The sequence below is a fragment of the Pseudomonas sp. K2I15 genome (genome assembly GCF_002204795.1).
Taxonomy (GTDB): Bacteria; Pseudomonadota; Gammaproteobacteria; order Pseudomonadales; family Pseudomonadaceae; genus Aquipseudomonas.
Map to the genome: position 1 here is coordinate 1 of NZ_NIXO01000069.1, position 25507 is coordinate 25507.

23 protein-coding genes, 4 tRNA genes and 1 pseudogene are annotated in these 25507 nt (G+C 60.4%); 15 read left to right on the forward strand and 13 right to left on the reverse strand.

Going from position 1 to position 25507, the window contains the following annotated elements; translation table 11 throughout:
- Positions 1–97 precede the first annotated feature (97 nt).
- Entirely contained in the window at positions 98–1105 is a 1008-nt protein-coding gene (locus CEC48_RS27225; RefSeq protein WP_088426541.1) for an NADP-dependent oxidoreductase, read from the reverse strand.
- A gap of 226 nt (positions 1106–1331) precedes the next feature.
- Here CEC48_RS27225 and CEC48_RS27230 point away from each other — a divergent pair, with 226 nt between their 5' ends.
- From CEC48_RS27230 to CEC48_RS32315, 4 genes and pseudogenes are all read left to right on the forward strand, one after another.
- Positions 1332–2093, forward strand: a complete 762-nt coding sequence (locus tag CEC48_RS27230) for an SDR family oxidoreductase (RefSeq protein ID WP_003217185.1) — start codon at positions 1332–1334, stop codon at positions 2091–2093.
- A gap of 203 nt (positions 2094–2296) precedes the next feature.
- Positions 2297–3721 (forward strand): PLP-dependent aminotransferase family protein, encoded by a 1425-nt coding sequence (locus CEC48_RS27235; protein ID WP_088426542.1) that lies wholly within the window; start codon positions 2297–2299, stop codon positions 3719–3721.
- A gap of 154 nt (positions 3722–3875) precedes the next feature.
- A pseudogene (locus CEC48_RS32310) lies at positions 3876–4943 on the forward strand (HAMP domain-containing protein); the annotation flags it as partial.
- Positions 4944–4961: 18 nt separating this feature from the next.
- Positions 4962–5804 carry a methyl-accepting chemotaxis protein gene (locus CEC48_RS32315; protein WP_371917787.1) on the forward strand — a complete coding sequence of 281 codons (843 nt, stop codon included), beginning with the start codon at positions 4962–4964 and terminating at the stop codon, positions 5802–5804.
- Positions 5805–5840: 36 nt separating this feature from the next.
- Here the strand turns inward: CEC48_RS32315 and CEC48_RS27245 are convergent, their stop codons facing one another.
- Positions 5841–6653 carry an alpha/beta fold hydrolase gene (locus tag CEC48_RS27245; protein ID WP_088426544.1) on the reverse strand — a complete coding sequence of 271 codons (813 nt, stop codon included), beginning with the start codon at positions 6651–6653 and terminating at the stop codon, positions 5841–5843.
- A gap of 123 nt (positions 6654–6776) precedes the next feature.
- Positions 6777–7535 carry a hypothetical protein gene (locus CEC48_RS27250; protein ID WP_088426545.1) on the reverse strand — a complete coding sequence of 253 codons (759 nt, stop codon included), beginning with the start codon at positions 7533–7535 and terminating at the stop codon, positions 6777–6779.
- Between the two features lie 370 nt (positions 7536–7905).
- Between CEC48_RS27250 and CEC48_RS27255 the strand changes: the two genes are divergently transcribed.
- The 4 genes from CEC48_RS27255 (at position 7906) to CEC48_RS27270 (ending at position 8320) form a co-directional block, all read left to right on the forward strand.
- Positions 7906–7981: transfer RNA gene (locus tag CEC48_RS27255), tRNA-Glu, on the forward strand.
- A gap of 3 nt (positions 7982–7984) precedes the next feature.
- A tRNA-Gly gene (locus CEC48_RS27260) sits at positions 7985–8060 on the forward strand.
- Between the two features lie 105 nt (positions 8061–8165).
- A tRNA-Glu gene (locus tag CEC48_RS27265) sits at positions 8166–8241 on the forward strand.
- A gap of 3 nt (positions 8242–8244) precedes the next feature.
- Positions 8245–8320 (forward strand) — tRNA-Gly (locus CEC48_RS27270).
- 99 nt (positions 8321–8419) lie between these two features.
- On the opposite strand, the gene CEC48_RS27275 is transcribed toward CEC48_RS27270, so the two are convergent.
- The 7 genes from CEC48_RS27275 to CEC48_RS27305 all read right to left on the reverse strand — a co-directional run bounded on the left by CEC48_RS27275 (position 8420) and on the right by CEC48_RS27305 (position 14808).
- Complete coding sequence (locus CEC48_RS27275; RefSeq protein WP_088426546.1) at positions 8420–8965, reverse strand: hypothetical protein; 546 nt, start codon at positions 8963–8965, stop codon at positions 8420–8422.
- Positions 8962–9288, reverse strand: coding sequence for a hypothetical protein (locus tag CEC48_RS27280; protein WP_088426547.1), 327 nt, complete (start codon positions 9286–9288; stop codon positions 8962–8964). The genes CEC48_RS27275 and CEC48_RS27280 overlap by 4 nt, the downstream gene beginning before the upstream one ends.
- 131 nt (positions 9289–9419) lie before the next feature.
- Positions 9420–10637 (reverse strand): phospholipase D-like domain-containing protein, encoded by a 1218-nt coding sequence (locus tag CEC48_RS27285; RefSeq protein WP_088426548.1) that lies wholly within the window; start codon positions 10635–10637, stop codon positions 9420–9422.
- A 57-nt stretch (positions 10638–10694) separates the two neighbouring features.
- Entirely contained in the window at positions 10695–11342 is a 648-nt protein-coding gene (locus tag CEC48_RS27290) for a MotA/TolQ/ExbB proton channel family protein (RefSeq protein ID WP_088426549.1), read from the reverse strand.
- Positions 11343–11359: 17 nt separating this feature from the next.
- Positions 11360–13639 carry a TonB-dependent receptor gene (locus CEC48_RS27295; RefSeq protein WP_088426550.1) on the reverse strand — a complete coding sequence of 760 codons (2280 nt, stop codon included), beginning with the start codon at positions 13637–13639 and terminating at the stop codon, positions 11360–11362.
- A gap of 24 nt (positions 13640–13663) precedes the next feature.
- Positions 13664–14398 carry an energy transducer TonB gene (locus tag CEC48_RS27300; protein WP_088426551.1) on the reverse strand — a complete coding sequence of 245 codons (735 nt, stop codon included), beginning with the start codon at positions 14396–14398 and terminating at the stop codon, positions 13664–13666.
- A 2-nt stretch (positions 14399–14400) separates the two neighbouring features.
- Positions 14401–14808, reverse strand: a complete 408-nt coding sequence (locus tag CEC48_RS27305) for a biopolymer transporter ExbD (protein WP_088426552.1) — start codon at positions 14806–14808, stop codon at positions 14401–14403.
- Positions 14809–14997: 189 nt separating this feature from the next.
- Between CEC48_RS27305 and CEC48_RS27310 the strand changes: the two genes are divergently transcribed.
- Positions 14998–15549: a GNAT family N-acetyltransferase gene (locus CEC48_RS27310; RefSeq protein ID WP_088426553.1), complete on the forward strand. Its 552-nt coding sequence runs from the start codon at positions 14998–15000 to the stop codon at positions 15547–15549.
- Positions 15549–17117 carry an alkaline phosphatase gene (locus CEC48_RS27315; protein ID WP_088426554.1) on the forward strand — a complete coding sequence of 523 codons (1569 nt, stop codon included), beginning with the start codon at positions 15549–15551 and terminating at the stop codon, positions 17115–17117. The genes CEC48_RS27310 and CEC48_RS27315 overlap by 1 nt, the downstream gene beginning before the upstream one ends.
- On the opposite strand, the gene CEC48_RS27320 is transcribed toward CEC48_RS27315, so the two are convergent.
- Positions 17118–17744, reverse strand: a complete 627-nt coding sequence (locus tag CEC48_RS27320) for a hypothetical protein (RefSeq protein WP_088426555.1) — start codon at positions 17742–17744, stop codon at positions 17118–17120.
- 91 nt (positions 17745–17835) lie between these two features.
- Here CEC48_RS27320 and CEC48_RS27325 point away from each other — a divergent pair, with 91 nt between their 5' ends.
- Complete coding sequence (locus CEC48_RS27325) at positions 17836–18768, forward strand: LysR family transcriptional regulator (protein ID WP_088426556.1); 933 nt, start codon at positions 17836–17838, stop codon at positions 18766–18768.
- A 107-nt stretch (positions 18769–18875) separates the two neighbouring features.
- On the opposite strand, the gene CEC48_RS27335 is transcribed toward CEC48_RS27325, so the two are convergent.
- Positions 18876–19283 carry a PA2817 family protein gene (locus tag CEC48_RS27335; RefSeq protein ID WP_003217220.1) on the reverse strand — a complete coding sequence of 136 codons (408 nt, stop codon included), beginning with the start codon at positions 19281–19283 and terminating at the stop codon, positions 18876–18878.
- Positions 19284–19357: 74 nt separating this feature from the next.
- Positions 19358–21805, reverse strand: coding sequence for an acyl-CoA dehydrogenase (locus CEC48_RS27340; RefSeq protein WP_088426558.1), 2448 nt, complete (start codon positions 21803–21805; stop codon positions 19358–19360).
- 202 nt (positions 21806–22007) lie between these two features.
- On the opposite strand from CEC48_RS27340, the gene CEC48_RS27345 reads away from it, so the two are divergent.
- The 4 genes from CEC48_RS27345 to CEC48_RS27360 all read left to right on the forward strand — a co-directional run bounded on the left by CEC48_RS27345 (position 22008) and on the right by CEC48_RS27360 (position 25192).
- A complete protein-coding gene (locus tag CEC48_RS27345; RefSeq protein WP_088426559.1) occupies positions 22008–22667 on the forward strand; it encodes a transglutaminase family protein in 660 nt (219 codons plus the stop codon).
- Between the two features lie 57 nt (positions 22668–22724).
- Positions 22725–23348 (forward strand): glutathione S-transferase family protein, encoded by a 624-nt coding sequence (locus tag CEC48_RS27350; RefSeq protein ID WP_088426560.1) that lies wholly within the window; start codon positions 22725–22727, stop codon positions 23346–23348.
- A 135-nt stretch (positions 23349–23483) separates the two neighbouring features.
- Positions 23484–24416, forward strand: a complete 933-nt coding sequence (locus CEC48_RS27355; protein WP_076015272.1) for an ABC transporter ATP-binding protein — start codon at positions 23484–23486, stop codon at positions 24414–24416.
- Complete coding sequence (locus tag CEC48_RS27360; protein WP_003217229.1) at positions 24413–25192, forward strand: ABC transporter permease; 780 nt, start codon at positions 24413–24415, stop codon at positions 25190–25192. The genes CEC48_RS27355 and CEC48_RS27360 overlap by 4 nt, the downstream gene beginning before the upstream one ends.
- Positions 25193–25507: the final 315 nt, after the last annotated feature.

Sequence of the window (25507 nt, forward strand, 5' to 3'; positions counted from 1 at the left end):
GGCTTGCTCGCGAATGCGGTAGATCAGTCACCTTATGCATTGACTGTCACACCGCATTCGCGAGCAAGCCCGCTCCCACATTTGGATCTGCGGTGTGTCAGCTAACCTTCAACACCAACTTCCCAAAGTTCTCGCCGATGAACAGTTTCATCAACGTTTCCGGGAACGTCTCCAGGCCTTCAACGATATCTTCCTTGCTCTTGAGCTTGCCCTGAGCCATCCAACCCGCCATCTCCTGCCCGGCAGCGGCAAAGTTCGCCGCGTGGTCCATCACCACAAACCCTTCCATTCGCGCACGATTGACCAGCAATGACAGGTAGTTGGCTGGCCCTTTGACGGCTTCCTTGTTGTTGTACTGGCTGATGGCACCGCAAATCACCACTCGCGCTTTCAACGCCAGGCGGCTGAGCACCGCATCGAGAATGTCACCGCCAACGTTATCGAAATACACGTCCACACCTTTTGGGCACTCGCGCTTGAGGCCTGCGTGCACGTCTTCGTTCTTGTAGTCGATGGCCGCATCAAAACCCAACTCATCCACCAGGAATTTGCATTTGTCGGCGCCACCGGCAATGCCGACCACGCGGCAGCCTTTGATCTTGGCAATCTGCCCGGCAATGCTGCCCACCGCACCGGCTGCGCCGGAAATCACCACGGTTTCTCCGGCCTTGGGTGCGCCGGTGTCGAGCAGGGCGAAATAGGCGGTCATGCCGGTCATCCCCAACGCTGACAAATATCGCGGTAACGGTGCCAGTTTCGGATCGACCTTATAGAAACCTCGCGGCTCGCCGAGGAAGTAATCCTGCACGCCCAAGGCGCCGTTGACGTAATCCCCCACGGCAAATTTCGGGTTGTTCGACGCGATGACCTTGCCTACGCCCAAGGCGCGCATCACTTCGCCGATACCCACTGGCGGAATGTAGGATTTGCCCTCGTTCATCCAGCCACGCATGGCCGGGTCCAGGGACAGGTATTCGTTGTGCACCAGCACCTGCCCATCCTGAGGCGTGCCCACCGGTACTTCCTGGTAGGTGAAGGTGTCCCGCGTGGCCGCACCGACCGGGCGTTTGGCGAGCAGGAATTGGCGGTTGGTCTGGGCAGTCATGGCAGGGACTCTTGAGAAGTGGACCTTGAGTGATAGACCCTTCGGGCCGCACCGGCAAGGTGCGCGGCACCTGCGAATGCCCGTCGATCCACTGTGATGATAATGAGTCAGGTGGAGTTATCACTGCGGCTCATGGTTCGCCAACGGGGCTTTTGATAGTGCTGACGCGCCCATGGCTGCTCTGGCTAGACTGGGTCATCCAGCCTCCCCATCAAAGGACATCACCATGAGCATGACATTTTCCGGCCAGGTCGCCCTGGTGACCGGCGCGGCCGCCGGCATTGGCCGCGCCACCGCGCTGGCGTTCGCCGCTGAAGGCTTGAAAGTCGTCGTCGCCGACCTGGACGTGGCAGGCGGTGAGGGCACCGTGGCGCTGATTCATCAGGCCGGTGGCGAAGCGGTGTTCGTGCGCTGCAATGTCACCCTCGAAGCGGACGTACAGCAGTTGATGCAGCAGACCGTGGCCACCTATGGCCGCCTGGACTATGCCTTCAACAACGCCGGGATCGAGATCGAAAAGGGCAAGTTGGCCGACGGCAGCCTGGATGAGTTCGACGCAATCATGGGCGTCAACGTCAAGGGCGTGTGGTTGTGCATGAAGTATCAATTGCCGTTGCTGCTGGCCCAGGGCGGTGGTGCGATCGTCAACACGGCCTCGGTGGCAGGTCTTGGGGCGGCGCCGAAGATGAGCATCTATGCCGCGTCCAAGCATGCGGTGATCGGCCTGACCAAGTCGGCGGCGATCGAATACGCGAAAAAGAAAATCCGCGTCAACGCGGTATGCCCGGCGGTGATCGACACCGATATGTTCCGCCGTGCCTATGAAGCCGACCCGCGCAAAGCCGAATTTGCCGCAGCGATGCACCCGGTCGGGCGTATCGGCAAGGTCGAGGAAATCGCCAGCGCGGTGCTTTATCTGTGCAGTGACGGTGCCGCCTTTACCACCGGCCAGGCCTTGGCGGTGGACGGTGGTGCCACCGCCATTTAGGAACTGATGCTGATCCCGTTCAGAAAAGCATTGGAGGCGCTGTGAGGCTTTTCCGCAGGTGGCCAGATGCCTTGGTCGAATGTGTATCAGTAGGTAAATAATTCAATTAAATCAATGATTTAATAAATCTTGGTCGCGGCTGTCGTCGGGCTTCTGTGCTTAACTGGTTTGGGTTAAATGACAACAGTTTAAGTGAGTGGCTCATGGATTTAGGGATCGATCGACAAGCCCTTGTACCGGTAGTACAGCAAATCGTCAGCGCGTTGGCCGCCTGGATTCGCGAGAGCGGGGCCAGCCCCGGGACGCGGTTGCCCTCGGTTCGGCAACTGGCCCACGAAAACCTGCTCAGCCAGTCCAGCGTCATCGAGGCGTTCGAACGGATGGTCGCCCAAGGCGTGCTGGCCTCAAGGCAAGGCGCGGGTTTCTTTGTGGCCCAACCACCGGCCGAGCGCGGCCTGGGTAGCGAAAACCAATGGTATGAGGGCGCCGAGTCGGGGTGGGGTGCCTTCATCGATAATCAACTGGGTGAACTGAAACTCGGCTGCGGCTGGCTGCCGGACACCTGGCGCGAGAGTGATGACATCAGCTACGCGATTCGCGAAGTCACCCGCACCGATACCGCCGCAGTCTTCAATTACAGCACCCCGCTGGGGCTGCCGGCCCTGCGCGAACAGTTGCTCAAGCGCCTGACCCACCTCCACGTGGCGACCCGTGTCGACCATATCCTCACCACCCAGGGCGCGAGTCATGCCCAGGACCTGCTGATCCGCACGCTGCTCAAAGCCGGCGACACCGTGGTGGTGGAAAGCCCGGGGTACGGAAACCTGTACCGCCTGCTGGCGTTTCACGGGATCAAACTGCTGGAAGTGCCCCGAACGCGTGGCGGCCCGGACATGCCAGCACTGGAGGCGCTGCTGCGCGGGCATCGGCCCAAGTGCGTGTTCATCAACAGCCTGTATCACAACCCCACCGGCACCAGCCTGTCCCTGGCGGTGGCCGAGCGTTTGTTGCAATTGGCTCATTCCCAGGACTTCTTTATCGTCGAGGAAGACGTCTATGGGGATCTGCAACATGCCACCTGCACCCGGCTGTCGGCGTTGCCCCACGAAGACCGGGTGATCTACATCTCGAGTTTTTCCAAGACCCTCAGCAGCGCCCTGCGCGTGGGGTACCTCACGGCCAGCGGGGCGATCATCGCGCAGTTGGCCAGGGTCAAGACCTTGACCGGCATCGGCACCTCGCGGTTTGCCGAGGCGGTGGTGGCCACGTTGCTGGCCAATGGCACCTACCGCAAATGGGTGCAACGCCTGCGCCGGCGCTTGAGCACGGAAATGGCCATGACCCTACAGGTGCTGGAAGACGAGGAGTGGGAGGTGTTTGCGGTACCGGCGGGTGGCATGTTTGTGTGGGCGCGCCCTGGTGTGGGTGACCGTTCGATGTTGCAGGCACGGGCTCGCCGGCTGGGGGTGTTGCTGTCACCGGGGGCGCTTTTCAGCCCGACGGGCGAACACAGCGACTGGCTGCGCATCAACGTAGCCTATGCTGCTGATCAGCGTGCCCTCGCGCTGTTCAAGGCCATGGGCCCGGCAGGATCGACCTCTACCATTCTGAAAACGACGAGGATGTAGCTTTTTGCCATTATTGTGGCGCCAAACTCTTGTGTTCAGTGCCCCGGGGTTGCGAATCTCGCTGAATCGAAACCAGGCTTGATGGCATTCGCCATTGCAAGAGGACTCAAGTGCAATGATTTCTGCCGTGCAACGACGTTTTGCCAACCTCGGTATGGCAAAGAAACTGGGCTTGGGCTTTGCCTTGGTGCTGCTGTTGACGGCGCTGGTGGCCGCAATTGGCGTGTGGTCGCTGCAAACTGTTGGCCAGCGCTTCGAAGGCCTTAAAGCCATGTCGGCGCTCAACAGCGGCTTGCTCAAGGTGCGCTTGATCGAGCAGGACTACGCGTTGCATGCCGACCCCAAATCGGTGGACGCCTTGCACGAAAGCGTCGACGCATTGGCCGCCCAGGCTGCGACTCTCAAGGCCCAGTCGCCCGCCAATGTCCCGGTGATGACCGACGTCGAGCAGGCGCTGGCGGCTTATCGCAAGGCATTCGACGAGTTTGTCGAACTGACCCAGACCAAAGACCTGGCACTGGAAATGGCCAGTTGGTCGGTCTCCAGTGTTGCCAACAACCTTGACGTATTGCAGGCCGGGCTGGCGGACGACGGCGCCTATGGCCTCAAGGAAAGCCAAGGCAAGGAAGGCGCCGAATTTATCGAGCAGGCGGGGCAGGTCAGCCAGGTCTCGCGTCTGATGTTGCAGGCCATGAACGAAGCGCACGTGCGCCTGGATCAGAGCCGCAAGGGCGATGACGAGAACGCCGAACAAGGCAAGATCGAGCAGGCCGACCAGGCCCTGGCCCAGGTCGAACAGCTGAAAACCACGGTCAAGGATCCCGGCTATCAAACCGTGCTTAACGAAGTGTCCGGGCACATCGCCGCCTTCAGCGAAAAACTCGGCGAGTACACCGGCCTGCTGGCCCAGGAAAAGGTCGTCTACAAGCAGTTGCACGAGCGGGCTGCCGAGGTGGTTACCCGGGTCAATCAGGCTTACGACGCAGAAGACCTGTCGATGCAGGCGCAGTTGAAGAAAAGTGCATTGCTGATCATTGGCTCTTCAGCCTTGGCCTTGCTGGTCGGGCTGATTGCCGCGTGGATTATTACCCGGTTGATCGTCGCCCCGCTGCGCAGCGTGATTGCAGTGGCCCAGCAGATTGCGGCCGGTGATCTCAGTGGCCGCATGGACGTCAGCCGCCGGGACGAGATGGGCCAGTTGATGCTCGCGATGCAGCAGATGAGCAGCGGCCTGAGCAGCATGGTCAGCGGGTTGCAGGCGGGTATCGAGCAACTGGCCAGCTCGGCCCATTCGCTGTCCAGCGTGACCGAGCAGACCAACGTCGAGGTCAGCAGCCAGAAGGAAGAGACCGAGCAGGTCGCCACGGCGATGAACCAGATGACCGCCACCGTGCACGATGTGGCGCGCAACGCTGAGCAAGCGGCTCAGGCTGCGCAGACGGCGGATGACAAGGTCGACAGCGGCCAGCAGGTGGTGCGCCAGAGCTTGCAGCGTATCGAGTTGCTGGCCAGTTCCGCCACGTCTGCCAGTACCAGTATCGAAAGCCTGAGTGCGGAAATCCAGAATATCGGCACCGTACTCGGGGTGATCAAAAGCGTGGCCGAACAAACCAACTTACTTGCCTTGAATGCGGCCATCGAGGCTGCGCGGGCAGGCGAGCAGGGCCGTGGTTTTGCGGTGGTGGCCGATGAGGTTCGGGCGCTGGCCAAGCGTACCCAGCAATCGACCGAGGAAATCGAGCGGCTGGTCAGCACCTTGCGCAGCGCTGCGCAGTCTTCGGTGCAGCAGATCAAACAAAGTGGCGAGTTGGTGAAGCTGGCGGTCAGTGATGCCCTGGAAACTGAAAGCGCCCTGGGCAGCATTGCGGCGGCGGTGTCGTTGATTCAGCAAATGAACCAGCAGATTGCCGCGGCGGCCGAAGAGCAAAGCTCGGTGGCCGAGGAAATCAATCGCAGTGTCACCAGCATCCGCGCGAGTGCCGATCAATCGGCGTTGAGTATGCAGGGCAACGCCGCGTCGAGCATTGAGCTGGCGCAGTTGGGTACGGAGCTTAAGGGGATGGTCGGGCACTTCCGCCTTTGATCACCCCACGCAGGCGGTGATCAAAGGGCCGGGCGGTCAAGCGTTGTTGGCCAGGAAGGTCAACAGCGCTTCATTGACGAAGTCGGGGTTTTCCCGGCTGGAGATATGCCCGGCGTCTGGAATCAACGTTAGCGCGCAGCCGATCAAGGTCGCCATTTCTTCTGATTCAGCTGGTGGGCGTGGCTTGTCTTGCTCACCACACATCACCAAGGTGGTGTCGGCGTCGAGGCGCGTCAGCTGTTCCAGCACATCAGCGCGGCTGAAGATAATCCGGCCCAGGGGCACGATGCTTTGTAGCAGGCGCTCTTTGGGGAAGGCCTTCAGTGCGTTGCGAAAGTCCTGGTACAAGGCCGATTCCCGGTCGATGCCGGGGCGGAAGAAGATCGGTGCGACCACATCCAGCAGTGGCTCCGGAATGGCGCCGGCGTCTTCAATCATCTTGAACAGCGAAAAATAGTACTGGCGAGTGGCTTCCGGCTCGGCACCCAGGTGCGTGTCCATCAGCACCAGGCTGTTGACCCGCTCAGGTGCCAGCAGCGCCAGGCGCGCGCCCCACATGCCACCGACCGACAAACCCACGAGGTTGACCTGTGCAATGTCCAAGTGATCCAGCAGGGCCAGGTGCTGGCGCGCGAGGTCGTCCAGGGATGCGGAGTTTGCAGGCAATGTGCCGGACTCGCCGTGGCCCCACAGCTCGGGGACGATCACCCGGTATTGTTGCGAAAGGGCTTCGATCTGCGGCGCCCACATCTGGCTGTCCCACAGGTAGCTGGAACCGAGGAGAACGGCCGGGCCGGTGCCCTGGTCGAGGTAGTGCAGTGGTTGTCCATCGATAAGCGCGACAGGCATGGCAAAGCCCTTTTCGTTAACGGAGAGAGGGGGCCTTTTTTACGCTACTCGTGGGGCGGGGGATAGGGGCAGAGTGATGGCATGTGCTGAGCGGGATTGCCCGCTCAGCACACTGGCAGGGGATCAGTCGTAGATGGCTTTCTTCTTCCACTCCGCATCTGCATCGACCACTTTCAAGCCTTCGGTCAATTCATTGACCTCGTCTTCAGCCGGCTGGTTATTGGTCAGCACCATGGCGTTGGCGCGCGCCAGTTGTTTCTCCAGCAATTGCAGCTGCTGGCTATACACCACCGGCTCCGGTTGTTTGCGCAAGTACTGCGCGCCGCGTTCGAACGCCAGGCGGGCCTGGCCCGGTTGGCCCTGTTGCAGCGCGTGCTGGCCCAGGTTGTTGAAGAACTCGATGTGCAGCAGCACCAGGATATGGCGGATTTCCTTGATCCAGTGCTTGGCTTCGTTGGTCGGCAGGAAACCGTCCTGGGCCGCGCGTGTCACCTGGCCGTGCAACGCTTCCAGCAGGAAACGCACATCCTTGGCCTTGGCTTCGGTCTGGATCGGGCTGGGCGGGTTGTTCACCGGAATCGATTCGCCCTGGGACACCAGCGCGTTGAGTTCAGTGATGCGTGCCTTGAACGACGTATTGGATTTGTCGAGGCTCAACAGGCGCTGGTTAACGTTGAGCTCCAGGCGGGTCAGCAGCAACTTGAGTCGCGGCGTCATCAATTGGCCTGGGAAGGTCTCGGTGATTTCGCCGCAGCGACGCAACCGGTCATTGAGTTCGATCCGGGTCCGGTTCTTTTCCAGCTTATTGTTTTCCACCACGTGGTTCATGTAGCCAATGGCGATCAGTATTACGATCCCGGCTATTACCAGCAGGGTGATCATGAGTGGTGTCACCGGTGTGACCTCTTTATAGGGTTTGCGTTGAAGTGTAGTGACTGGGGCGCTGGCCGGATAGGACTGAGCGACCAGTTGCTTCAGTAGTTTCTTCTATATAGCTGGGCAGTCCCTGCGTAGATGCACATTGCCATCATTTGCTGCGGCGAACTATAGCGTCTTGTCGAACGCCAGAATATAGGCGTCAAAGCCTGGACGGCGAGAAACCCTTGCAACCCCCGTAAACTACGGCGAAGTCATTGATTTAAATAAATTTATCCTTGGGGGTTGACGACCTCCCAATCCATCCATAGAATGCGCGCCACTTACAGCGTAAAGCACACAGCGAAACGCGGTAGGGAGTGAATGTTGTACGTGTGTCCCCTTCGTCTAGTGGCCTAGGACACCGCCCTTTCACGGCGGTAACAGGGGTTCGAGTCCCCTAGGGGACGCCATATGCGGGAATAGCTCAGTTGGTAGAGCACGACCTTGCCAAGGTCGGGGTCGCGAGTTCGAGTCTCGTTTCCCGCTCCAATTTTTAAGCAGTGTTGCTCTCGGGCGGCACTGAGTGAAACCAGGACCAAGTCTTCGGACGAGGCCTCTGGGCACTGAAGCACACACCATGTGTTTCAGTAGCGTGTCCCCTTCGTCTAGTGGCCTAGGACACCGCCCTTTCACGGCGGTAACAGGGGTTCGAGTCCCCTAGGGGACGCCATTTGCGGGAATAGCTCAGTTGGTAGAGCACGACCTTGCCAAGGTCGGGGTCGCGAGTTCGAGTCTCGTTTCCCGCTCCATATTTAACGAAAACGCCGATCAGCAATGATCGGCGTTTTTGTTTGTGCGTTTTTTGTGGGCCGTGGCGCAACACCTCAACCCACGTTGCGCCTGGACCGCTAGAAGTTATCCATCGCGTGGCACATCGACAGCCGTCCCGCCGGCGTCGGTTCAATCGGGTTCCACCGTTCAGCACCCTTCGGCAGCTCAGCCAGTTCGAACGCGCAACTGCGGGACAGGGACGCGCGCACCATGTAATCCATGCCGGGCTTGGGGATAAAGGTCATGGTGTTGAAACATTGCCGGCCAACTTGCGGTAACCCAAGGTAATGAAAGGCAATGGGCGTGTTCGCCGGAATCACCAGTTCGGACGACACTGCACCGTCCCAGGTATAAATCGGCCCTGGCATACCCAGGCTTGCGCCATTGCGGTCGGCGAAGCCGGATTTGGCTGACACCATCACCCCCGCGCCCGGGACATTCCAGTCCAGGCAATCACGCCCGGGCACAGCGCGCACCATGCCGTCGCTGATAATGCGCAAGCGCGCAGTCTCGGCGGACGGCGGCGCCGTATAGGCCGTGTTGAGGGAGCGGACGTTATACACCTGGCCACAGCCGCTGAGCAGTACCAGGAACAGGGCGGGGGCAACCCGTAAAGCCCTCATGACGGGCGGCAGTTCTGGCTGACCGACAACTGCGGCGCCGGCTCAAAGCTCACTTGCTGCAAGCCATCGGCGCCCTGGAAGATGAAATATTTGGAGCGGCAATCCTTGAACATCGCCGAATACCCCTCGGCCCGGAATCCCTTCCCATCGACCTGCTTGGTCACCGTATTGTTGCGGCTCACCACGGCGAGCACCTGCTCATAGCTGTCGCCCATCTTCACCCCGGGCTCACCGGTGGTGGTCATCGAATTGGCGCAGCCTGCAAGCCCAACGGCCGCCAAAACCAGCACGGCACCGCAGAGTCCATTGCGTGTGTTGTTCATTCCCTGTTCTCCATCCATGAGTATTCATCGGCGACTACGCAAGGTTGGTCAACGCAGGGGCAAAAAAGTGCAACATTGATATCTGGCAATGTGACATTGCCCGCAAAGTCATGCTGTTTGCGGGAAACGGTTCAAGGTTTGCCCGGGTGCGGCTGCGGGTACTCGCTCGTCACTTCCAGCGCTTTGGCATACGGCCCATCCCACAGCTGTTCATGCAAGTCCCTCACGCGCTTGGCCATCGCTTCACTGCGCATCACCACTTCCAGGTTGCGCGAGTTATCCAGATAACCGCCCAGCCAGTTGCTGGTGCCCACCCACGCCACTTGCCCGTCAATCTCCATGGTCTTGCTGTGAATCACTCGCGCATAAGGAATAAATCCCTGTTTGGCCTCAGGCAGTGTGACAACCTTGACCTCAATGTTCGGCAGCACCGCCAGGCTTTTCAGATACGGCAATTCCAGCGCTTCGGTATTCCAGTTGGACACCATCAATTTGATCGACACCCCACGCGCCGCCGCCGCACGCACCGCGTTGTCGATCACCGCGTAGTAAGGCCGGGTTCTGTCGGGTCCGTAGGACAGTGGCGCGTAGTCCAGCAGTTGCACGCGTACTTCCTTTTTCGCCTCGCCGAGCAGGCGCGGCAGTTCCAGTTGGGAATCGCCGACACCTGGTGGGTTGTAGCGCTGGGGGCTGGCCACCAGGTAGTTGCCGGTGCGCGCCGGCGTAGCGCCCGTGGCGGGCAGGGCGACGGGCTTGTTGTCGGTCAGTGCTGCCTGAGCCTGCCAATCCTGCTCAAAAATCGCCTGGGTCTGGGCGACGACGCTGGCATCACTGATCAACAACCCGGTTTCGTGGATATGCTCCAGCGAGCGCCAGTCGAAATTCTGGCTGCCGATAAACGCCTGCTTGCCATCCACCACCATGTATTTGGCGTGGATAATCCCACCGCTCAGTTGGCCGTAGGGCAGGACACGGAAGGTCAGGTTGGGGATCGCCCGCAGGCGGTCCAGGGTGGAAGCTTCCGAAAGCCGCACGCCTTTTTCTTCCAGCAGGAAGCGAATCTTCACGCCGCGTTTGCCGGCGGCTTCCAGGTGTTCAATCACCTTGTCCATCACCGAGCCAGGATGATCCGCCGCGTAAAACTGGCCGATATCGATGCGGCTTTTCGCGCCGTCGAACAGCTCGATCCATACGGGACCGGGCTGGCGCAGGTCTGCCGTTCCCAGTTGCGTGTCCACCGGCACGGTGTGCACCAACTCAAACCCCGGAATTGAAAAGTCCGCCTGGGCAAGCGGACTGAGGAGCAGGCCTGCGAGGCCGGCAATACGTAACTTCAACGATATGGACATAGGCGTCTCATCGGGCAAAAAGAAAGGGCGGGCGCATGAAGCGCCCGCCCTGAAAGTTCACGCAGTACGACTGTGCAGCGGTGTTGGCACCAGGTGCGGCACTTCGCCCTGTACGCGAGCACCGGTTGCGGCGCGGATCAGCAGGATTTTCAGCTGGTCATTGATGCGCTCCAGGCTGTCCTGGAAGAAGTTGTGGAACACCACGCAGAACAGCGCAATGGCGATACCCAAGCCGGTGGCGAACAAGGCCGTACCGATACCACCGGAAATCTGGCCCGGGTCGGACACGCCGGCAGTGGCCAATGCCTTGAAGGTGTCGATGATGCCGAGGATGGTCCCCAGCAAGCCCAGCAGCGGCGCGGCCGTGGTGATGGTCTCGATGATCCACAGGCTGCGGGACAGCGGCGCGCGGGTCTTGAGGTACTGGGTTTCGATTTCGTCGTCCAGGTCTTTGCGCGAACCATGGGAAGCCTTCTGCGCCAGGATCGGCAGCACCATGCTCAACGGCAGGCTATCGCGGCGGGTCAAACTTTCCGGCAGGTCACGCTCGCTGTGCACATTGGCGCCCAGCACTTCAGTCAGTGCGCGGGCCTGGCGGCGCACGTAGGCGAAGTAGAGGCCGCGTTCGATGGTGATGAAGATCGCAATCGCCAGCGCGGCGTACATCACATAAAAGGTGATTTGGTGAAGCAGGTCCATGTCCATGATGCTGAGCCTCGCAGTTAGAAATTCGCTTCCAGGGAAACCGTGACGGTACGGTCCAGGCCAACGATGTAGGCCGGGTCGCCATCGCGGAAACCGCTGTAGCTCGCCGAGTTGGTCTTGGTGGTGTACACGCCGTCCAGGTACTTCTTGTCGAACAGGTTGTCGACGTTCAGGCGCAGGGTTGCGTCCTTGACCACTTTCTTGTCCACCGGCAGGTAGATACCGGCACCGAGGTTGAAAACGGTGCGGGCGGAGATGGCTTCGTCGTTGGTCAGGTCGCCATAGAGTTTGCTGGTGAACTTGCCGCCGAAGGTGCCGTAGAAGCGGCCGTCGTCATAACCGATGTTGGCCGCCAGCATGTTCTTGGGCACGTTGGCGAACTGCTTGCCGCTGGTAGGCAATACGATCGGCTTGCCGGCGCTGTACACCGTCAGGTCGTCCTGCTGCTCGGAACTGGTGTAGGTGTAGGAGGTGTAGTAGTTGAAGTTGTGCGGCAGCTTGCCGCTCCACTCCAGCTCCAGGCCTTTGTTGATGACGGTGCCGGCGTTGATGTCGGCAGAATCACCGTTGCTGTCGTTGGAGGTGAGCTGGCGATTCTTGAACTGCATGTAGAACAGGGTAGCGGCGAGGGTGCTGTCTTCGCCGGTGTAGCGCCAGCCCAGTTCCTGGTTCCAGCTGAGTTCCGGTTTGGAGTCGAGGGAGCCGACGCCTTTGTCGTACAGCACGTAGTTCTGCGGAATTCGCATGTTGCGCGACAGGCTGTAGAACAGTTGGTCACGTTCGTCGATCTGGTATTTCAGGCCGGCGTTGGGCAGCAATTTGTTGTAGGTCTGGCTGGCCTTGCCCGGTTGCTCGGTGAGGCTGCCGTGGTTGGTGCCCTCACGCTCGACATTCATGTAGGCAATGCCAGCAATCAGCGTCCAGTCCGAATTGATGTACCAGGTGTCCTGGGTCCAGACTTTCTGCGCCGGGGTTACGGTGTAGCGGTCGCGACCCTGTACGGTGTTGCCGTTGGCGTCGACCACGGAGTTGCCGTCTGGCCAGGTGTCGCTCGGTTTGCCGTTGTTCTTGAGGGCAATGAACGGTTGGGTCTGGCTTTGGCGAGCGCGTTCGTACCAGTAGCCGAATTGCAGGCTGTGGTCGCCCAGGTCCCAGTTCAGTTTGGTGGTGATGCCCGGGCGCCAGGTTTGGGTGCGCGAAGGGCGGTAGTAGACGCCGGTGGTGGAGGAGCCGTCGGCGTTGTATTGGGCCTGTGTCGGCAGGTTGCCGAGGTCGAAAACGCCGCCCTTGTTCGAACTGCTGTTCAGCGCATAGGCCGAGGAGCCCACGCCGCTGCCGTTGCCGTAGTAGTAATACGGGATCACCGAAAGGGACAGGTTGTCGCTCAGTTTGTACTGCGTGTTGAGCACAGCGGTGAAGGTCTGGAACGGGTTCTGCGCCAGGTCGTAGTAGCTGCTGACCTTGCCGTTGGCGCCCACCGCCGGTGTCGCCGGGTACGGGTCGTACTTGCGGCCGTACTGCTGGAATTGCGACTTGGTCAACTGGCTGTAACTGTTGTTGTCCTGCTCGTGGTACTTGAGGATCAGGTTGGCGGTGTTGCCGTTGCCGGCGTCGAAGAAGCTGTTCCACTCCACCTTGTCCGCCCGCACGGCACCCGAGCCGCGCCACATTTGGCCTTCGGTGTGGGACGCCGACAGCCAGTTGCTCAGGCCGTTGACCTCGCCGGTGTTGAGGCGGGCGAAGGTCTTCATGGTGCCGTTGCCGCCCACCACTTGTTTGACGAACGCACCGGTTTCCTTGGTGGGGCGAATGGTCACGATGCCGATGTTGCCGCCGCTGGAACCGATGTGCGGGCCGTCGGCTTCAGAGGAGCCTTGGGTGACGAAAATCTGGTCGATGTTTTCCGGGTCGCCCAGCAGGTTGGAGTACAGCGCGTAGTTGCCGGAGTCGTTGATCGGCATGCCGTCCACCGACATGCCCACCTGGTCGGAGTTCATCCCGCGCATGGTGAAGCGGAAACCCGAGAGGCCGGTGTTGTCTTCGCTGGAGATGTTCAGGCCCGGGGTGTACTTGAGCTTGTCGATCGCGTTGCCGGTGGCCGTCTGTTTATCCAGTGCTTCCTTGGTGATGGTCGAGCGGCCCTTGGCGCTCTCTTCCTGCACCATGTAACCGCCACCTGCGGTAGCCTTCCCCTGTACCCCAATGGTGCCGACGTCACTGTCGTTCGTGTCGGCCATAACCATCCCATGGCCCATACTCGCGGCAACAAGTGCCAGATGAATGCGCGTGAACCTCATCAGTGTCGTCCCGGTGTTAGGTGCTTATTGCACGCTGTAGTTGAAGGTGGCGGTGAAGCGCTGCTCGTTGCGTCCACCGAAGGCTTGTTCGGGGAACGGTTTCACCTGCTTGATACGGCGCAGGCTGTTGGTGGCGGCCCGGTTGAGCAGCATGCTCGGCCCCGGGGTCTGGATCCCGGAGTCGAGGACGCGGCCTTGGCGGTCCACCATTAACCAAACCACCACCTCGCCACTGGGGCGTTCGAGGGACGCCTGGCGCCCGGTGGGGTACTGCTTGTACGTGTCCAACTCGTTGCGCAAGCCCTTGAGGTAACCGCCTTCCAGCGCCTGCCCATCGACTTTCGGTGGCGCGGGTGGGGCGGTGGGTGCCGGCGTCGGGGCGACTGCGGCCTGTACAGGCTTGGCGGCGACCGGGGCTGGCGCAGGCGTTGGCGTGGGCTTGGCGGCCACTGGCTTGGGCACGGGTTTTGGCTTGGGCTCAGGTTTTGGCAGTGGCGTGGGCACAGGCTTGGGGGGCGGAGGCGGTGGGGCCGGCTCGGCTTCTTCGTCCTCAATCACTGGCGGCGGTGGCTCTTGCTCCACCACGGGTTCAGGCACCACTTCGGGCTCGGGCTCGACCAGGGCAAGTTCAACCGCCGATTCGTCGTACTGCGGCTGGATTTTCAGGGGTTGGGACTGGATACCCAGTGCAATCAGCACCAGGGCGATCAGGGCCGGGACACTGCCCAGCAGCCGACGCGCACGAAACAAGGCATACATGATCAGGACTTTTTCGTGGCGATGGAGACAGAGGTAAAGCCACCCACGCGCAGGGTGTCCATCACCTCGACCAGGCGCGACACTTCCACGCCTTTGTCGCTGTTGACGATGATCGTCGACTTGGTGTCAGGCTTCTCGGCGGCCTTGAGCGCGGGCACCAAGGCCTCGACGGTCATGTCCTTGCCATCGAGTTGCAACTGGCCTTCCAGACCCAGGGTCAGGATGAATTTATTCTGCGGCTTGAGCTGCTGTGAACTGCTGGCGCTCGGCAACTGAGTCTTCATGCCCAGGGCCGGAATCACGTTCAAACTCACCAGTACAAAAAACACCAACAGGAACATCATCACGTCGATCATCGGGATCAGTTCGATGTGTGCCTTGCGCTTTTTGGGTTCATCCCAAGTTCTCATGCCGCTACCCCGCCGTTGATTAGGGGCGACACGCTAGCAACCAAAAATGACCGAATGGTTAACTTTAATTTAAGCTTTTACGGCTCTAGGACGGGTCTTACAGGCGACTCCATGGTCTATTTGTCTACGTAATGAAACTGACATGGCGCGGGTACATTCTTGGAGAATTTATTTTGCGAGTCCTCCTGCATGAGCACTGCACTGCCGCATTTATCCACGTCGCGCCTGCTGTTGAAGCCCCTGCAAAAGGACCAGGCCGACACGCTTTGCGCCCTCGCCAACGGGCCGCTGATTGCCGACAACACCGCGGCGATTCCGTCGCCCTACACACTGGAAACGGCGCTGACGTTCATTGATGGGATGGAAGAAAAATACCGCTCCGGTCTGTTGAGCCTGGGCATGCATTTGCACGATACGGATGAACTGATCGGCATCGTCAGCCTCAGGGTTTCTTCGGTCCATCACTATGGCCATCTGGGCGGTTGGGTGGCGGCGCACTGTCGCAATCAGGGGTATGCGGCTGAGGCAGCAACCGGGGTGATGGACTTCGGTTTTGCCGAACTGGGGCTGCATCGGGTCGGCAGCCAGTGCTTCAGCCGCAACAAGGAGTCGGCGCGAGTCATGCAGAAAATCGGCCTGCGTTACGAAGGCTGCATGCGCGGCGCGTTTCTGAAGAACGGGGTGCATGAAGACATGCTGGTGTTCGGGCAGGTGCGGGATGACTGGAAGGAGCGCGGTTGATGAGTGTGAATCACGACCGCCGTCGAGTACTGAGCGGGCTGGCGGTTGCCACTGCGTTTTCGATCCTCAGCCCGTTCGCCCGCAGTGCGGGCATCGACTATCCCTTCACCCTGGGCGTGGCTTCGGGCGATCCATTGCCGGATGGTTTTGTGATCTGGACGCGCCTCGCGCCACTGTTTAATGCCGCAGACGGTCGCGGCGGACTGAGCCGGGCGGTGTCTGTGCGTTGGAAGGTGGCCAGCGATGCGGCGATGATGCGTGTCGTGCGCCAGGGCGAGGTAATCGCCAGCGAGCGTTTTGCCCATTCAGTGCATGTGGAAGTCGCCGGGTTGGAGGCGGGTCGACCGTACTGGTATCAGTTTGAAGGCCTTGGCGCACAAAGCCCGGTGGGGCAGTCGCGCACGGCGCCGGCGGTACACGCCATGGCCTGCGCACAGTTGGGTTTTGTCTCCTGTTCGCATTGGGAACGGGGCTACTTCAGTGCCTATCGTCATTTGGCGGCCGAGCGGCCGGACCTGGTGTTTTTCCTCGGCGACTACATCTACGACAGTTCTTACGCCGCCGACTCCGGCAAGATCGTTCGCCCCCACGGCAGCGGCAATGCGCTGAGTCTGGTGGATTACCGCAACCGCTACGCCCTGTACAAGACCGATCCCGATTTGCAGGCACTGCATGCTGCGGCGCCCAGCGTGGTGACCTGGGATGATCACGAAGTGCAAAACGACTATGCCAATCAGTGGTCCCAGGACCCGAACATTCCGGTGGCAAGCTTTCTCAAGCAGAGGGCGGCGGCGTATCAGGCGTTCTATGAGCATATGCCGTTGCGGGCGAGCAGCTTGCCGCGAGGGCCGGACATGCGCATCTATCGGCGTTTGGACTACGGCCGACTGGCACGTTTCCATGTGCTGGACGGTCGCCAATATCGTTCCGAGCAACCCTGCATTCTGGCGAACCGTAGCCATAAGGGGCACATCGCTGCCAATACCTGCGCCGACCTGCGCGACCCGCGCCGCACCATGCTTGGCTGGGAGCAGGAGGCGTGGCTGGATCAGGGCTTCGCCGAGTCCAGGGCGCAGTGGAACGTGATCGCCCAGGACCTGTTGGTCGCGCCGCTCACGCAGCGTGACCTGACCAACCACAAGCCTGGCCGCTGGACCGATGGCTGGGATGGTTACATGGCTAACCGCGAACGCATGCTTGCATCCATTGCGCGCAGGAAGGTGAATAACCCGGTGTTCTGGGGCGGTGATATTCACTCGTTCTGGGTGAACGACCTGCACGCCAATGGCGGGGATCTGGATTCGCCGGTGGTCGCGACCGAGTTTGTCGGCACGTCGGTGACGTCTGACGGGCCGCCGTTCGACGCCTTCAGCGCGATCCTGCCGCTCAATCCCCATGTGAAGTTCTTCGACAGCCGCCAGCGCGGCTATGTGTCGGTGGCGCTTGAGGAGAAGAATATGCTGACGCACTTGCGGGTGATTTCTGATCCCCGGGATCCGAATGCCAGCGTCTCGACCCTCAAGTCATTCGTGGTGGAACCGGGCAGGGCGGGGGCGATTGCGGTTTAGTCAGTCCAAGCTGTAGCGCACCGACAAGGCACCCTTTTTCTCGGAGAGGGCCAGGATCTTCACCTGGCCCACGTCCCCCAATGCCTGCACATGCGTGCCGCCGCAGGCATAGGCCGGTAGCTTGCCAAAGCCTACCTCCCGGGTGCCTTCCTGCAGTGCCATATGGCGTGGCAGGTTGGCCGCGATCCATTGATCAACTTTCTGTTGAATCGCCTCGGCGTCCATGGCCTGAGCCGAAGTGCCGCGAATAAAGGTGATCTTGCCTTCGCCCGGCCAGTGATGGGCCTTGATCGGCATCCAGCCCAGGGCCTCGCCGGCATTGCCGATCAGGTGCCCGGCCGAATGCAGGCGCGTGTGCAGGGTGCGACGCTCTTCATCGACGCGTGCCTGTATCGCGCCGGGTGCCACGGGGCGGTCTACGTAATGCACGACATGCTCGCCTTCCTGCACCACCTTCAGCACTTGGCTTCCCCCGAGCCAGCCGGTGTCGGAAGGCTGGCCGCCACCTTGGGGATGGAAGATCGTTGACTGCAGGATCACTGAAAATTGGTTCTCGTGAGGCGTGCATCCCAGCACTTCAAGTTCCGCATTCAGGTGGTCATGGGTAAAAAACAGGCGCTGGGTCATCATCTACATCCGCATCAGGGTTTCTATTGGGCAGTATAAGAAGTGCGCGAATGGGTGATAATCCGTTCAAACATCAATGGACTTGTGCGTCATGAGCATCAATTTTCCCTTACCGCTGCTGGGCGAAATGGCGATTTTCGTCAAGGTGGTTGAGACCGGCAGCTTCTCCGAAGCCGCGCGGCAATTGGGTGCATCGCCGTCATCCGTGAGCCGCAGTATCTCGCGCCTGGAAAAGGCCCTGGCCACTCGGCTGCTGCAACGCACCACGCGCAAATTGCGCCTCAGCGAAGGCGGCGAAGAGGTGTTCAAGCGCTGCCAGGAAATGGTCAGTGCCGCGCGCTCGGTGATGGAAATCAGCGGGCAATACACCCACGAGGCCGAAGGGTTGGTGCGGGTCAGCGTACCCAAGGCGGTGGGGCGTTTTGTGGTGCATCCCCATATGCCGGAGTTTCTACGGCGTTATCCCAAGGTTGATGTGCAGTTGATTCTTGAGGACCGGCACGTGGACCTGATTGATGACAATGTCGACCTGAGCATCCGCATCACCGACAGCCCGCCGCCGGGGTTGGTGGGGCGACAGCTGCTGCCCATCGAGCACTTGGTCTGCGCCACGCCGCAGTACCTGGCCGAGCACGGTACGCCGCAGCATCCCCATGATTTGCTGGAACACAGTTGCATCTACCTGGGCGAGACGCCGGGGGATGCGCGCTGGAAGTTTCGCCAAGGCAGCAAGGCGGTGACGGTCGGCGTGCGCGGGCGGTACGCGGCCAATCACACCGGGGTGCGGCTGGATGCAGTGTTGCAGCACGTGGGCATCGGCAGCTTGCCGTATTTCACGGCGCGCCATGCGCTGGAAGCGGGGGAGGTGGTGCAGGTATTGCCGGGGTGGGATTTTATTGCGTCGTACCACGGGGATGCGTGGTTGCTGCATTCACCAACGCGGTATCTGCCGCCGAAGCTGCGGGTGTTTATTGATTATCTGGTGGAGTGCATGGAGAGGGAGCCAACACTGAAGAAACTGTAGGAGCGAGCTTGCTCGCGATGGACGTTAACGATAACGCGTGCATCCTGAATACACGCGGTGCCTTTGAGTTCTTCGCGAGCAAGCTCGCTCCTACAGTTGGTCGTGTGTCAGTGCTTGGGCTGGTCATTGGACATGGCCAACAACTGCTTTTCCTGGTTCCAGTCGAACGGTTCGTCGTTCTGTTCAGCTTCGAAGCGACGTTCTTCCAGGGCCTGGTACAGGTCCAGTTCGTCGTCGGGCATGAAGTGCAGGCAGTCGCCACCGAAGAACCACAGCAGGTCGCGCGGCACCAGGTGAGCAATTTGCGGGTAGCGCAGGATGACCTGGCTCATCATGTCCTGGCCCAGGTACTGGCTTTCGATCGGGTCGATCGGCAGCAGGGCGCGCAGTTCATCGAAGCGCTCCAGGAACAGGAGGTGGCTTTCCTCGGGAACCTGTTCGGCTTCGCCGACGGCAACCAGGATGCTGCGCAGGTGGTCGAGCAAGACGAGATGATCGGCAACGACATTGGACACGAGATAAGTCCTCAAGAGCAAAACGGGCGCGAGAGTATATAGCTCAAGCGCCCGTTTTTATATGACCGCTGGGATTAGCGGACTTTTCCCTCAGCCTGGCTCAGCTCTTCCTTGCTGAAATCATCCACGTCGATGACCTTGCGTCGCGCTGCTTCGGCGTCACGCAGGGTTTGCGCTTCGGCCGGTTGCAGCACGCCGGCATGCAGCGCGGCGTCGATGGCGTGTTCGCCTGCGGTGGGTTTGACCTGGCCGCTCTTGAGGCCTTCGTGGAGTTTTTTCTGCAACGGGTGGCTATCGGCCAACAGGTCGTAAGCATGTTGCAGGGCACCCACCGGGTCCTCGGCCGATTGCGGGCGATAGCAGCCGGCAAGCACTGCTTCCAGGGCAGGGTCGCCCTTGGCGCGACCAATCACCGCTGCCACTTCAGCATCCAACGCATCGGATGGGCCCTTATGGCGACGGCCGAACGGGAACACGATCACTCGCAACAGGCAGCCCAGCACCCTGCTTGGGAAGTTGGTCAGCAGTTCATCCAGCGCACGTTCGGAGTGGCCAAGGCTTTCTTCCATGGCCCAGGCGAACAGCGGACGCAGGTGGTCTGGCGAGTCCAGGTCGTGATAACGCTTGAGCGCCGCCGATGCCAGGTACATGTGGCTCAGCACATCACCGAGGCGTGCCGACAGGCGTTCGCGACGTTTCAGCTCGCCGCCCAGCAGCATCATGCTCAGGTCCGCCAGCATCGCAAACGCAGCGGCCTGACGGTTGAGAGCCCGGAAGTAGCCCTGGCTCAAGCTGTTGCCCGGGGCCTTCTCGAAGTGACCAAAACCAAGGTTCAACACCAGGGTGCTGGCAGCGTTGCTCACGGCAAACCCGATGTGTTGCAGCAGCAGGCCGTCGAATTCCTTCAGTGCCTGGTCATGGTCTTCACGGCCGGCCAGGGCCATTTCCTTGAGTACGAACGGATGGCAGCGAATGGCACCCTGGCCGAAGATCATCAGGTTGCGCGAGAGGATATTCGCGCCCTCCACGGTGATGAAGATCGGCGCGCCTTGCCAGCTGCGGCCCAGGTAGTTGTTGGGCCCCATGATGATGCCCTTGCCGCCGTGTACATCCATCGCATGGCTGATGCACTCGCGGCCGCGTTCGGTCAGGTGGTACTTGAGGATCGCCGACAGTACCGAGGGTTTTTCCCCCAGGTCGACCGCGTTGGCGGTGAGCATCCGCGCGCTGTCCATCAGCCACGCGTTGCCGCCGATGCGGGCCAGGGCTTCCTGGATACCTTCAAAGGCCGACAGCGGTACGTTGAACTGCTCGCGCACCTGGGCATATTGGCCGGTTACCAGGCTGGTGAATTTGGCCGCGCCCGTGCCGACGGCAGGCAGGGAAATCGAACGGCCCACGGACAGGCAGTTCATCAACATCATCCAGCCCTTGCCGAGCATTTCCTGACCACCGATCAGGAATTCCAGGGGAATGAACACGTCCTTGCCGGAGTTGGGGCCGTTCATGAACGCGGCACCCAGTGGCAGGTGACGACGGCCAATTTCAACGCCCGGGGTGTCGGTGGGAATCAGCGCGAGGCTGATGCCCAGGTCTTCTTTGTCGCCCAGCAGATGGTCCGGGTCATGGGCCTTGAACGCCAGGCCGAGCAATGTGGCTACCGGGCCGAGGGTGATGTAGCGTTTTTCCCAGTTCAGGCGCAGGCCGAGGGTTTCCTTGCCTTCCCATTCACCTTTGCAGATCACGCCGGTGTCGGGCATGGAGCCGGCATCGGAGCCTGCCAGCGGGCCGGTCAGGGCAAAGCACGGGATATCGTCGCCACGGGCCAGGCGTGGCAGGTAATGGTTGCGTTGTTCATCGGTGCCGTAATGCAGCAGCAATTCGGCCGGGCCCAGGGAGTTGGGGACCATGACCGTGGAGGCGAGGTCGCCGCTGCGGGTCGCCAGCTTCATCGCGACCTGGGAGTGGGCGTAGGCAGAGAAACCCTTGCCGCCGAACTCCTTGGGGATGATCAGGGCAAAAAAGCCATGCTGCTTGATGTGTTCCCAGGCGGCGGGCGGCAGGTCCATGGCCTGGCCGATTTCCCAGTCGGTGACCATGGCGCACAGCTCTTCAGTGGGGCCGTCGATGAAGGCTTGTTCTTCTTCGGTCAGTTGCGCCTTGGGGTAGGCCAGCAACTTGTCCCAGTCGGGGCGGCCGCTGAACAGCTCGCCGTCCCACCATACGGTGCCGGCGTCGATGGCGTCGCGCTCGGTCTCGGACATCGGCGGCAGGACTTTCTGGAACCAGTTGAACAGCGGCGCGGTGAAGTACTTGCGGCGCAGGTCCGGCAGCAGCAGCGGGGCGGCCACCAAGGCGATCAGCACCCAGAAGATCAGCAGCAACCAGCCTGGTGCATGGCTGAAGGCGCCCATCGCCAACAGGTAGACGGCAACCACACCGATGGCGGGCAGGGGCGCGGTGCGCCGGTGGGCCAGGTAGGCAATGCCCACCACCAGAACCAGTATCCACAACAACAGCATATTCAATCCTCCGTGAAACCAGGTGCGAAATCACCTCAGAGCTTAGTCGGCATCCGAACAAGCGGGGTGACGAGGGTGTTACGTGGTGTGCCGGGCAGTCCTTTTCGGTCACAGGCATAAGGCGCCGACATTTGGCCGAATCGTCGTTATCCCTGCTACAGGCCTGTGGTTAGACTCCAGGCCTGTCTCGGAGATTAACCTCATGAATGCGTACTTGAATCCCGGCCGCTTCATCGATAGTGACCACCCTGCGGTGGTGGAGTTCGCCGAAAAACATCGCGGTTCGAGTGCCGCACCCCGTGACCAGGCAGTCAGTCTTTACTACGCCGTGCGCGAGGCGGTGCGCTACAACCCCTACACCTTCAGCCGCGACCCGCAAACCCTCAGTGGCAGTTTCGCATTGGCCGCCGGCGAGAGTTATTGCGTGCCCAAGGCAACGCTGTTGGCCGGGTGCGCAAGGCACTGCGGGATCCCGGCGCGCATCGGCCTGGCCGACGTGCGCAACCACCTCTCGACGCCGCGTCTGATCGAACTGCTCAGAAGTGACGTATTTGCCATGCACGGCTACACCGAGCTGTATCTGGACGGTCGCTGGGTGAAAGCCACGCCCGCGTTCAACCAGCAATTGTGCGAAGTGTTCGATGTGCCGCCGCTGGATTTCGACGGCATCCACGACAGTGTTTTCCACGCCTTCAACCGCAAGGGCCAGCGCTCCATGGAGTACGTGGTGGACCATGGGCAATTTGCCGAGGTGCCTGAGGAATTCTTCTTCGCCCACCTGCAGAAATGTTACCCGCACCTGTTTGGCGAGCAGATGCCTATCCTGTTGGGCGATATGCAGAGTGATATAAGCCGGACGTGATCCGGCGTATGCTGCCCCGGCATTCATCCAACCATCTTTTTCAAAATAGGGGCGGTCATGCTGAAAATCTGGGGTCGTAAAAATTCGTCAAATGTCAGGAAGGCACTGTGGTGCGCCGAGGAACTCGGCCTGGACTATGAGGCAATTGATGCGGGCGGGGCTTTTGGTGTGGTCGACACGCCGCAATACCGCGCGCTGAACCCCAATGGCCGGGTGCCGATGATTGAAGATGGCGACTTTGTGTTGTGGGAATCGAACACCATCGTGCGTTATCTGGCCGCAAAACATGCGCCGGATTCGAACTGGTACCCCAGCGACCTGCAAGCCCGTGCCAATGCCGAAAAGTGGATGGACTGGACCACCTCGACCCTGGCCGAACCGTTCAAGACGGTGTTCTGGGGCGTGCTGCGAACGCCTGCTGAAAAACAGAACTGGGACTCCATCAACGTCGGGCGCCAAGCTTGCATCGACGTATTGCAGACTGTGGATCAGGCATTGGCTACCCAACCTTACCTGTCCGGCAACGAGATCGGCATGGGCGATATCCCCTTGGGCAGCTTCATTTATGCCTGGTTCGAAATGCCCATCGAACGCCCGTCGATGCCTAACCTTGAGGCTTGGTACCAGCGCCTGCGCGAGCGTCCGGCGTATCAAAAATCGGTCATGACCGCGTTGACCTGATACCCACTATTAATACGGGTTACTGTACTTGTGCGGCGCGGACAAGCACCATGCTTGTCACGCGCAGCCGTTGTATTCCGTGCGGTCTGCCCTCATGTAACAATTCTATTCCTCTTCTTTGGTGCGTAATCCGATATGAGTTCCGCTCTGTCCATCCGGCAGCTAACCAAAACCTACGGCAACGGTTTCCAGGCCCTGAGTGGTATCGATCTGGACGTCGCCGAAGGTGATTTCTTCGCCTTGCTCGGCCCCAACGGCGCCGGCAAATCCACCACCATCGGCATTCTCTCGACCCTGGTCAACAAGACCAGCGGCACGGTGAATATCTTTGGCCACGACTTGGACAAATCCCCGGCGGCGCTCAAGCGCAGCATTGGCGTGGTGCCCCAGGAGTTCAACTTCAACCAGTTTGAAAAGACCTTCGACATCGTCGTGACCCAGGCCGGTTACTACGGCATCCCGCCGAAGATCGCCAAGGAACGCGCCGAGCAATACCTCACCCAACTGGGCCTGTGGGACAAGCGCGACGTGCCTTCACGCTCGCTGTCTGGCGGCATGAAGCGCCGCCTGATGATCGCCCGGGCCCTGGTTCACGAACCGCGCCTGCTGATCCTCGACGAACCGACGGCGGGCGTGGACATCGAGCTGCGTCGTTCGATGTGGACGTTCCTCACCGAACTGAACCAGAAAGGCATCACCATCATCCTTACCACGCACTACCTGGAAGAGGCTGAACAGCTGTGCCGCAACATCGGCATCATCGACCACGGCACCATCGTCGAAAACACCAGCATGCGTTCGCTGCTGAGCCAGTTGCACGTCGAGACCTTCCTGCTCGACCTGAAAAACGACATGACGGTGGCGCCCCAGTTGATCGGCTACCCGAACCGCCTGGTAGACAGCCACACCCTGGAAGTGCAGGTAGACAAAGCCGTGGGCATCACCGCGTTGTTCGGCCAACTGGCCACCCAGAACATCGAAGTGCTGAGCCTGCGTAATAAAACCAATCGCCTTGAGGAGTTGTTCGTGTCCTTGGTGGAGAAAAATCTGGCGAAGGTGGCGGTATGAGTTCGGAACTGCAACCCAACCTCGTCGCGCTGCAGACCATCGTCTACCGCGAAGTGAAGCGCTTCACCCGGATCTGGCCGCAAACTTTGCTGCCGCCGGCGATCACCATGGTTTTGTACTTTGTCATCTTCGGCAACCTGATTGGTCGGCAGATCGGTGATATGGGTGGTTTCACCTATATGGAATACATCGTGCCGGGGCTGATCATGATGTCGGTGATCACCAACTCCTACGGCAACGTGGTGTCGAGTTTCTTTGGCAGCAAGTTCCAGCGTTCCATCGAGGAATTGATGGTGTCGCCGGTGTCGCCGCATACGATTCTGATCGGCTATACGCTGGGTGGCGTGCTGCGCGGGTTGATGGTTGGGGTGATCGTGACGCTGTTGTCGCTGTTCTTTACCCACTTGCAGGTGCATCACCTCGGGATCACCTTGCTGGTGGTGGTGCTGACGGCGACGATCTTTTCGTTGCTGGGCTTCATCAACGCGGTGTTTGCGCGCAACTTTGACGATATTTCGATTATTCCGACGTTTGTGCTGACGCCGCTGACATACCTGGGTGGCGTGTTCTATTCGATCACTTTGCTGCCGCCGTTCTGGCAGACGGTGTCGCTGGCTAACCCTGTGTTGCACATGGTTAACGCGTTTCGCTACGGGATTCTTGGTGTTTCGGATATCAAGATCAGTGTGGCGATCACGTTTATGTTGGTGGCGACTGTGGTGCTTTATGTGGGTTGCGCGCGGTTGCTGGTGAGTGGGCGTGGGATGCGCACCTAAGCGTTGAGGTGTAATGAAAAACGGCCTTCAGATGAGGCCGTTTTTTTTGCGTTTGGTCGGGGGCATATCCGTTATTTAGGTAACGGCCGCTTAGGGTTCCGCTCTTACAGCGGCTCACTTTTGAAAAGCGCAAAAGTAAGCAAAACGCTCCGCCCCGCCTGTCGGCGCCTCGCTGTGGCTCGGCGTGCCCTCACTCCGGCACCGCGAAGCGGGCCGCCGCGACGGCCCGTCCCTGGCCCGTCGCGGCTAAACCGGCGTCCTGCCGGTTTACCCGCTCCTCAATACCTGCGTTCGGCCTCGGGCTGAATGGGGCAG

Excerpts from the sequence above, each read along its gene's own strand:
- CEC48_RS32315 (WP_371917787.1), top strand. The coding sequence starts at position 4,962 with ATGGTCAGCGGGTTGCAGGCGGGTATCGAGCAACTGGCCAGCTCGGCC.
- CEC48_RS27315 (WP_088426554.1), top strand. The coding sequence starts at position 15,549 with ATGAGTGTGAATCACGACCGCCGTCGAGTACTGAGCGGGCTGGCGGTT.
- CEC48_RS27245 (WP_088426544.1), bottom strand. The coding sequence starts at position 6,653 with ATGCCTGTCGCGCTTATCGATGGACAACCACTGCACTACCTCGACCAG.
- CEC48_RS27295 (WP_088426550.1), bottom strand. The coding sequence starts at position 13,639 with ATGAGGTTCACGCGCATTCATCTGGCACTTGTTGCCGCGAGTATGGGC.
- CEC48_RS27320 (WP_088426555.1), bottom strand. The coding sequence starts at position 17,744 with ATGACCCAGCGCCTGTTTTTTACCCATGACCACCTGAATGCGGAACTT.
- CEC48_RS27350 (WP_088426560.1), top strand. The coding sequence starts at position 22,725 with ATGCTGAAAATCTGGGGTCGTAAAAATTCGTCAAATGTCAGGAAGGCA.
- CEC48_RS27290 (WP_088426549.1), bottom strand. The coding sequence starts at position 11,342 with ATGGACATGGACCTGCTTCACCAAATCACCTTTTATGTGATGTACGCC.
- CEC48_RS27250 (WP_088426545.1), bottom strand. The coding sequence starts at position 7,535 with ATGATCACCCTGCTGGTAATAGCCGGGATCGTAATACTGATCGCCATT.
- CEC48_RS27280 (WP_088426547.1), bottom strand. The coding sequence starts at position 9,288 with ATGAACAACACACGCAATGGACTCTGCGGTGCCGTGCTGGTTTTGGCG.
- CEC48_RS27360 (WP_003217229.1), top strand. The coding sequence starts at position 24,413 with ATGAGTTCGGAACTGCAACCCAACCTCGTCGCGCTGCAGACCATCGTC.
- CEC48_RS27305 (WP_088426552.1), bottom strand. The coding sequence starts at position 14,808 with ATGAGAACTTGGGATGAACCCAAAAAGCGCAAGGCACACATCGAACTG.
- CEC48_RS27310 (WP_088426553.1), top strand. The coding sequence starts at position 14,998 with ATGAGCACTGCACTGCCGCATTTATCCACGTCGCGCCTGCTGTTGAAG.
- CEC48_RS27325 (WP_088426556.1), top strand. The coding sequence starts at position 17,836 with ATGAGCATCAATTTTCCCTTACCGCTGCTGGGCGAAATGGCGATTTTC.
- CEC48_RS27225 (WP_088426541.1), bottom strand. The coding sequence starts at position 1,105 with ATGACTGCCCAGACCAACCGCCAATTCCTGCTCGCCAAACGCCCGGTC.
- CEC48_RS27300 (WP_088426551.1), bottom strand. The coding sequence starts at position 14,398 with ATGTATGCCTTGTTTCGTGCGCGTCGGCTGCTGGGCAGTGTCCCGGCC.
- CEC48_RS27230 (WP_003217185.1), top strand. The coding sequence starts at position 1,332 with ATGAGCATGACATTTTCCGGCCAGGTCGCCCTGGTGACCGGCGCGGCC.
- CEC48_RS27340 (WP_088426558.1), bottom strand. The coding sequence starts at position 21,805 with ATGCTGTTGTTGTGGATACTGGTTCTGGTGGTGGGCATTGCCTACCTG.
- CEC48_RS27275 (WP_088426546.1), bottom strand. The coding sequence starts at position 8,965 with ATGAGGGCTTTACGGGTTGCCCCCGCCCTGTTCCTGGTACTGCTCAGC.
- CEC48_RS27355 (WP_076015272.1), top strand. The coding sequence starts at position 23,484 with ATGAGTTCCGCTCTGTCCATCCGGCAGCTAACCAAAACCTACGGCAAC.
- CEC48_RS27345 (WP_088426559.1), top strand. The coding sequence starts at position 22,008 with ATGAATGCGTACTTGAATCCCGGCCGCTTCATCGATAGTGACCACCCT.
- CEC48_RS27285 (WP_088426548.1), bottom strand. The coding sequence starts at position 10,637 with ATGTCCATATCGTTGAAGTTACGTATTGCCGGCCTCGCAGGCCTGCTC.
- CEC48_RS27235 (WP_088426542.1), top strand. The coding sequence starts at position 2,297 with ATGGATTTAGGGATCGATCGACAAGCCCTTGTACCGGTAGTACAGCAA.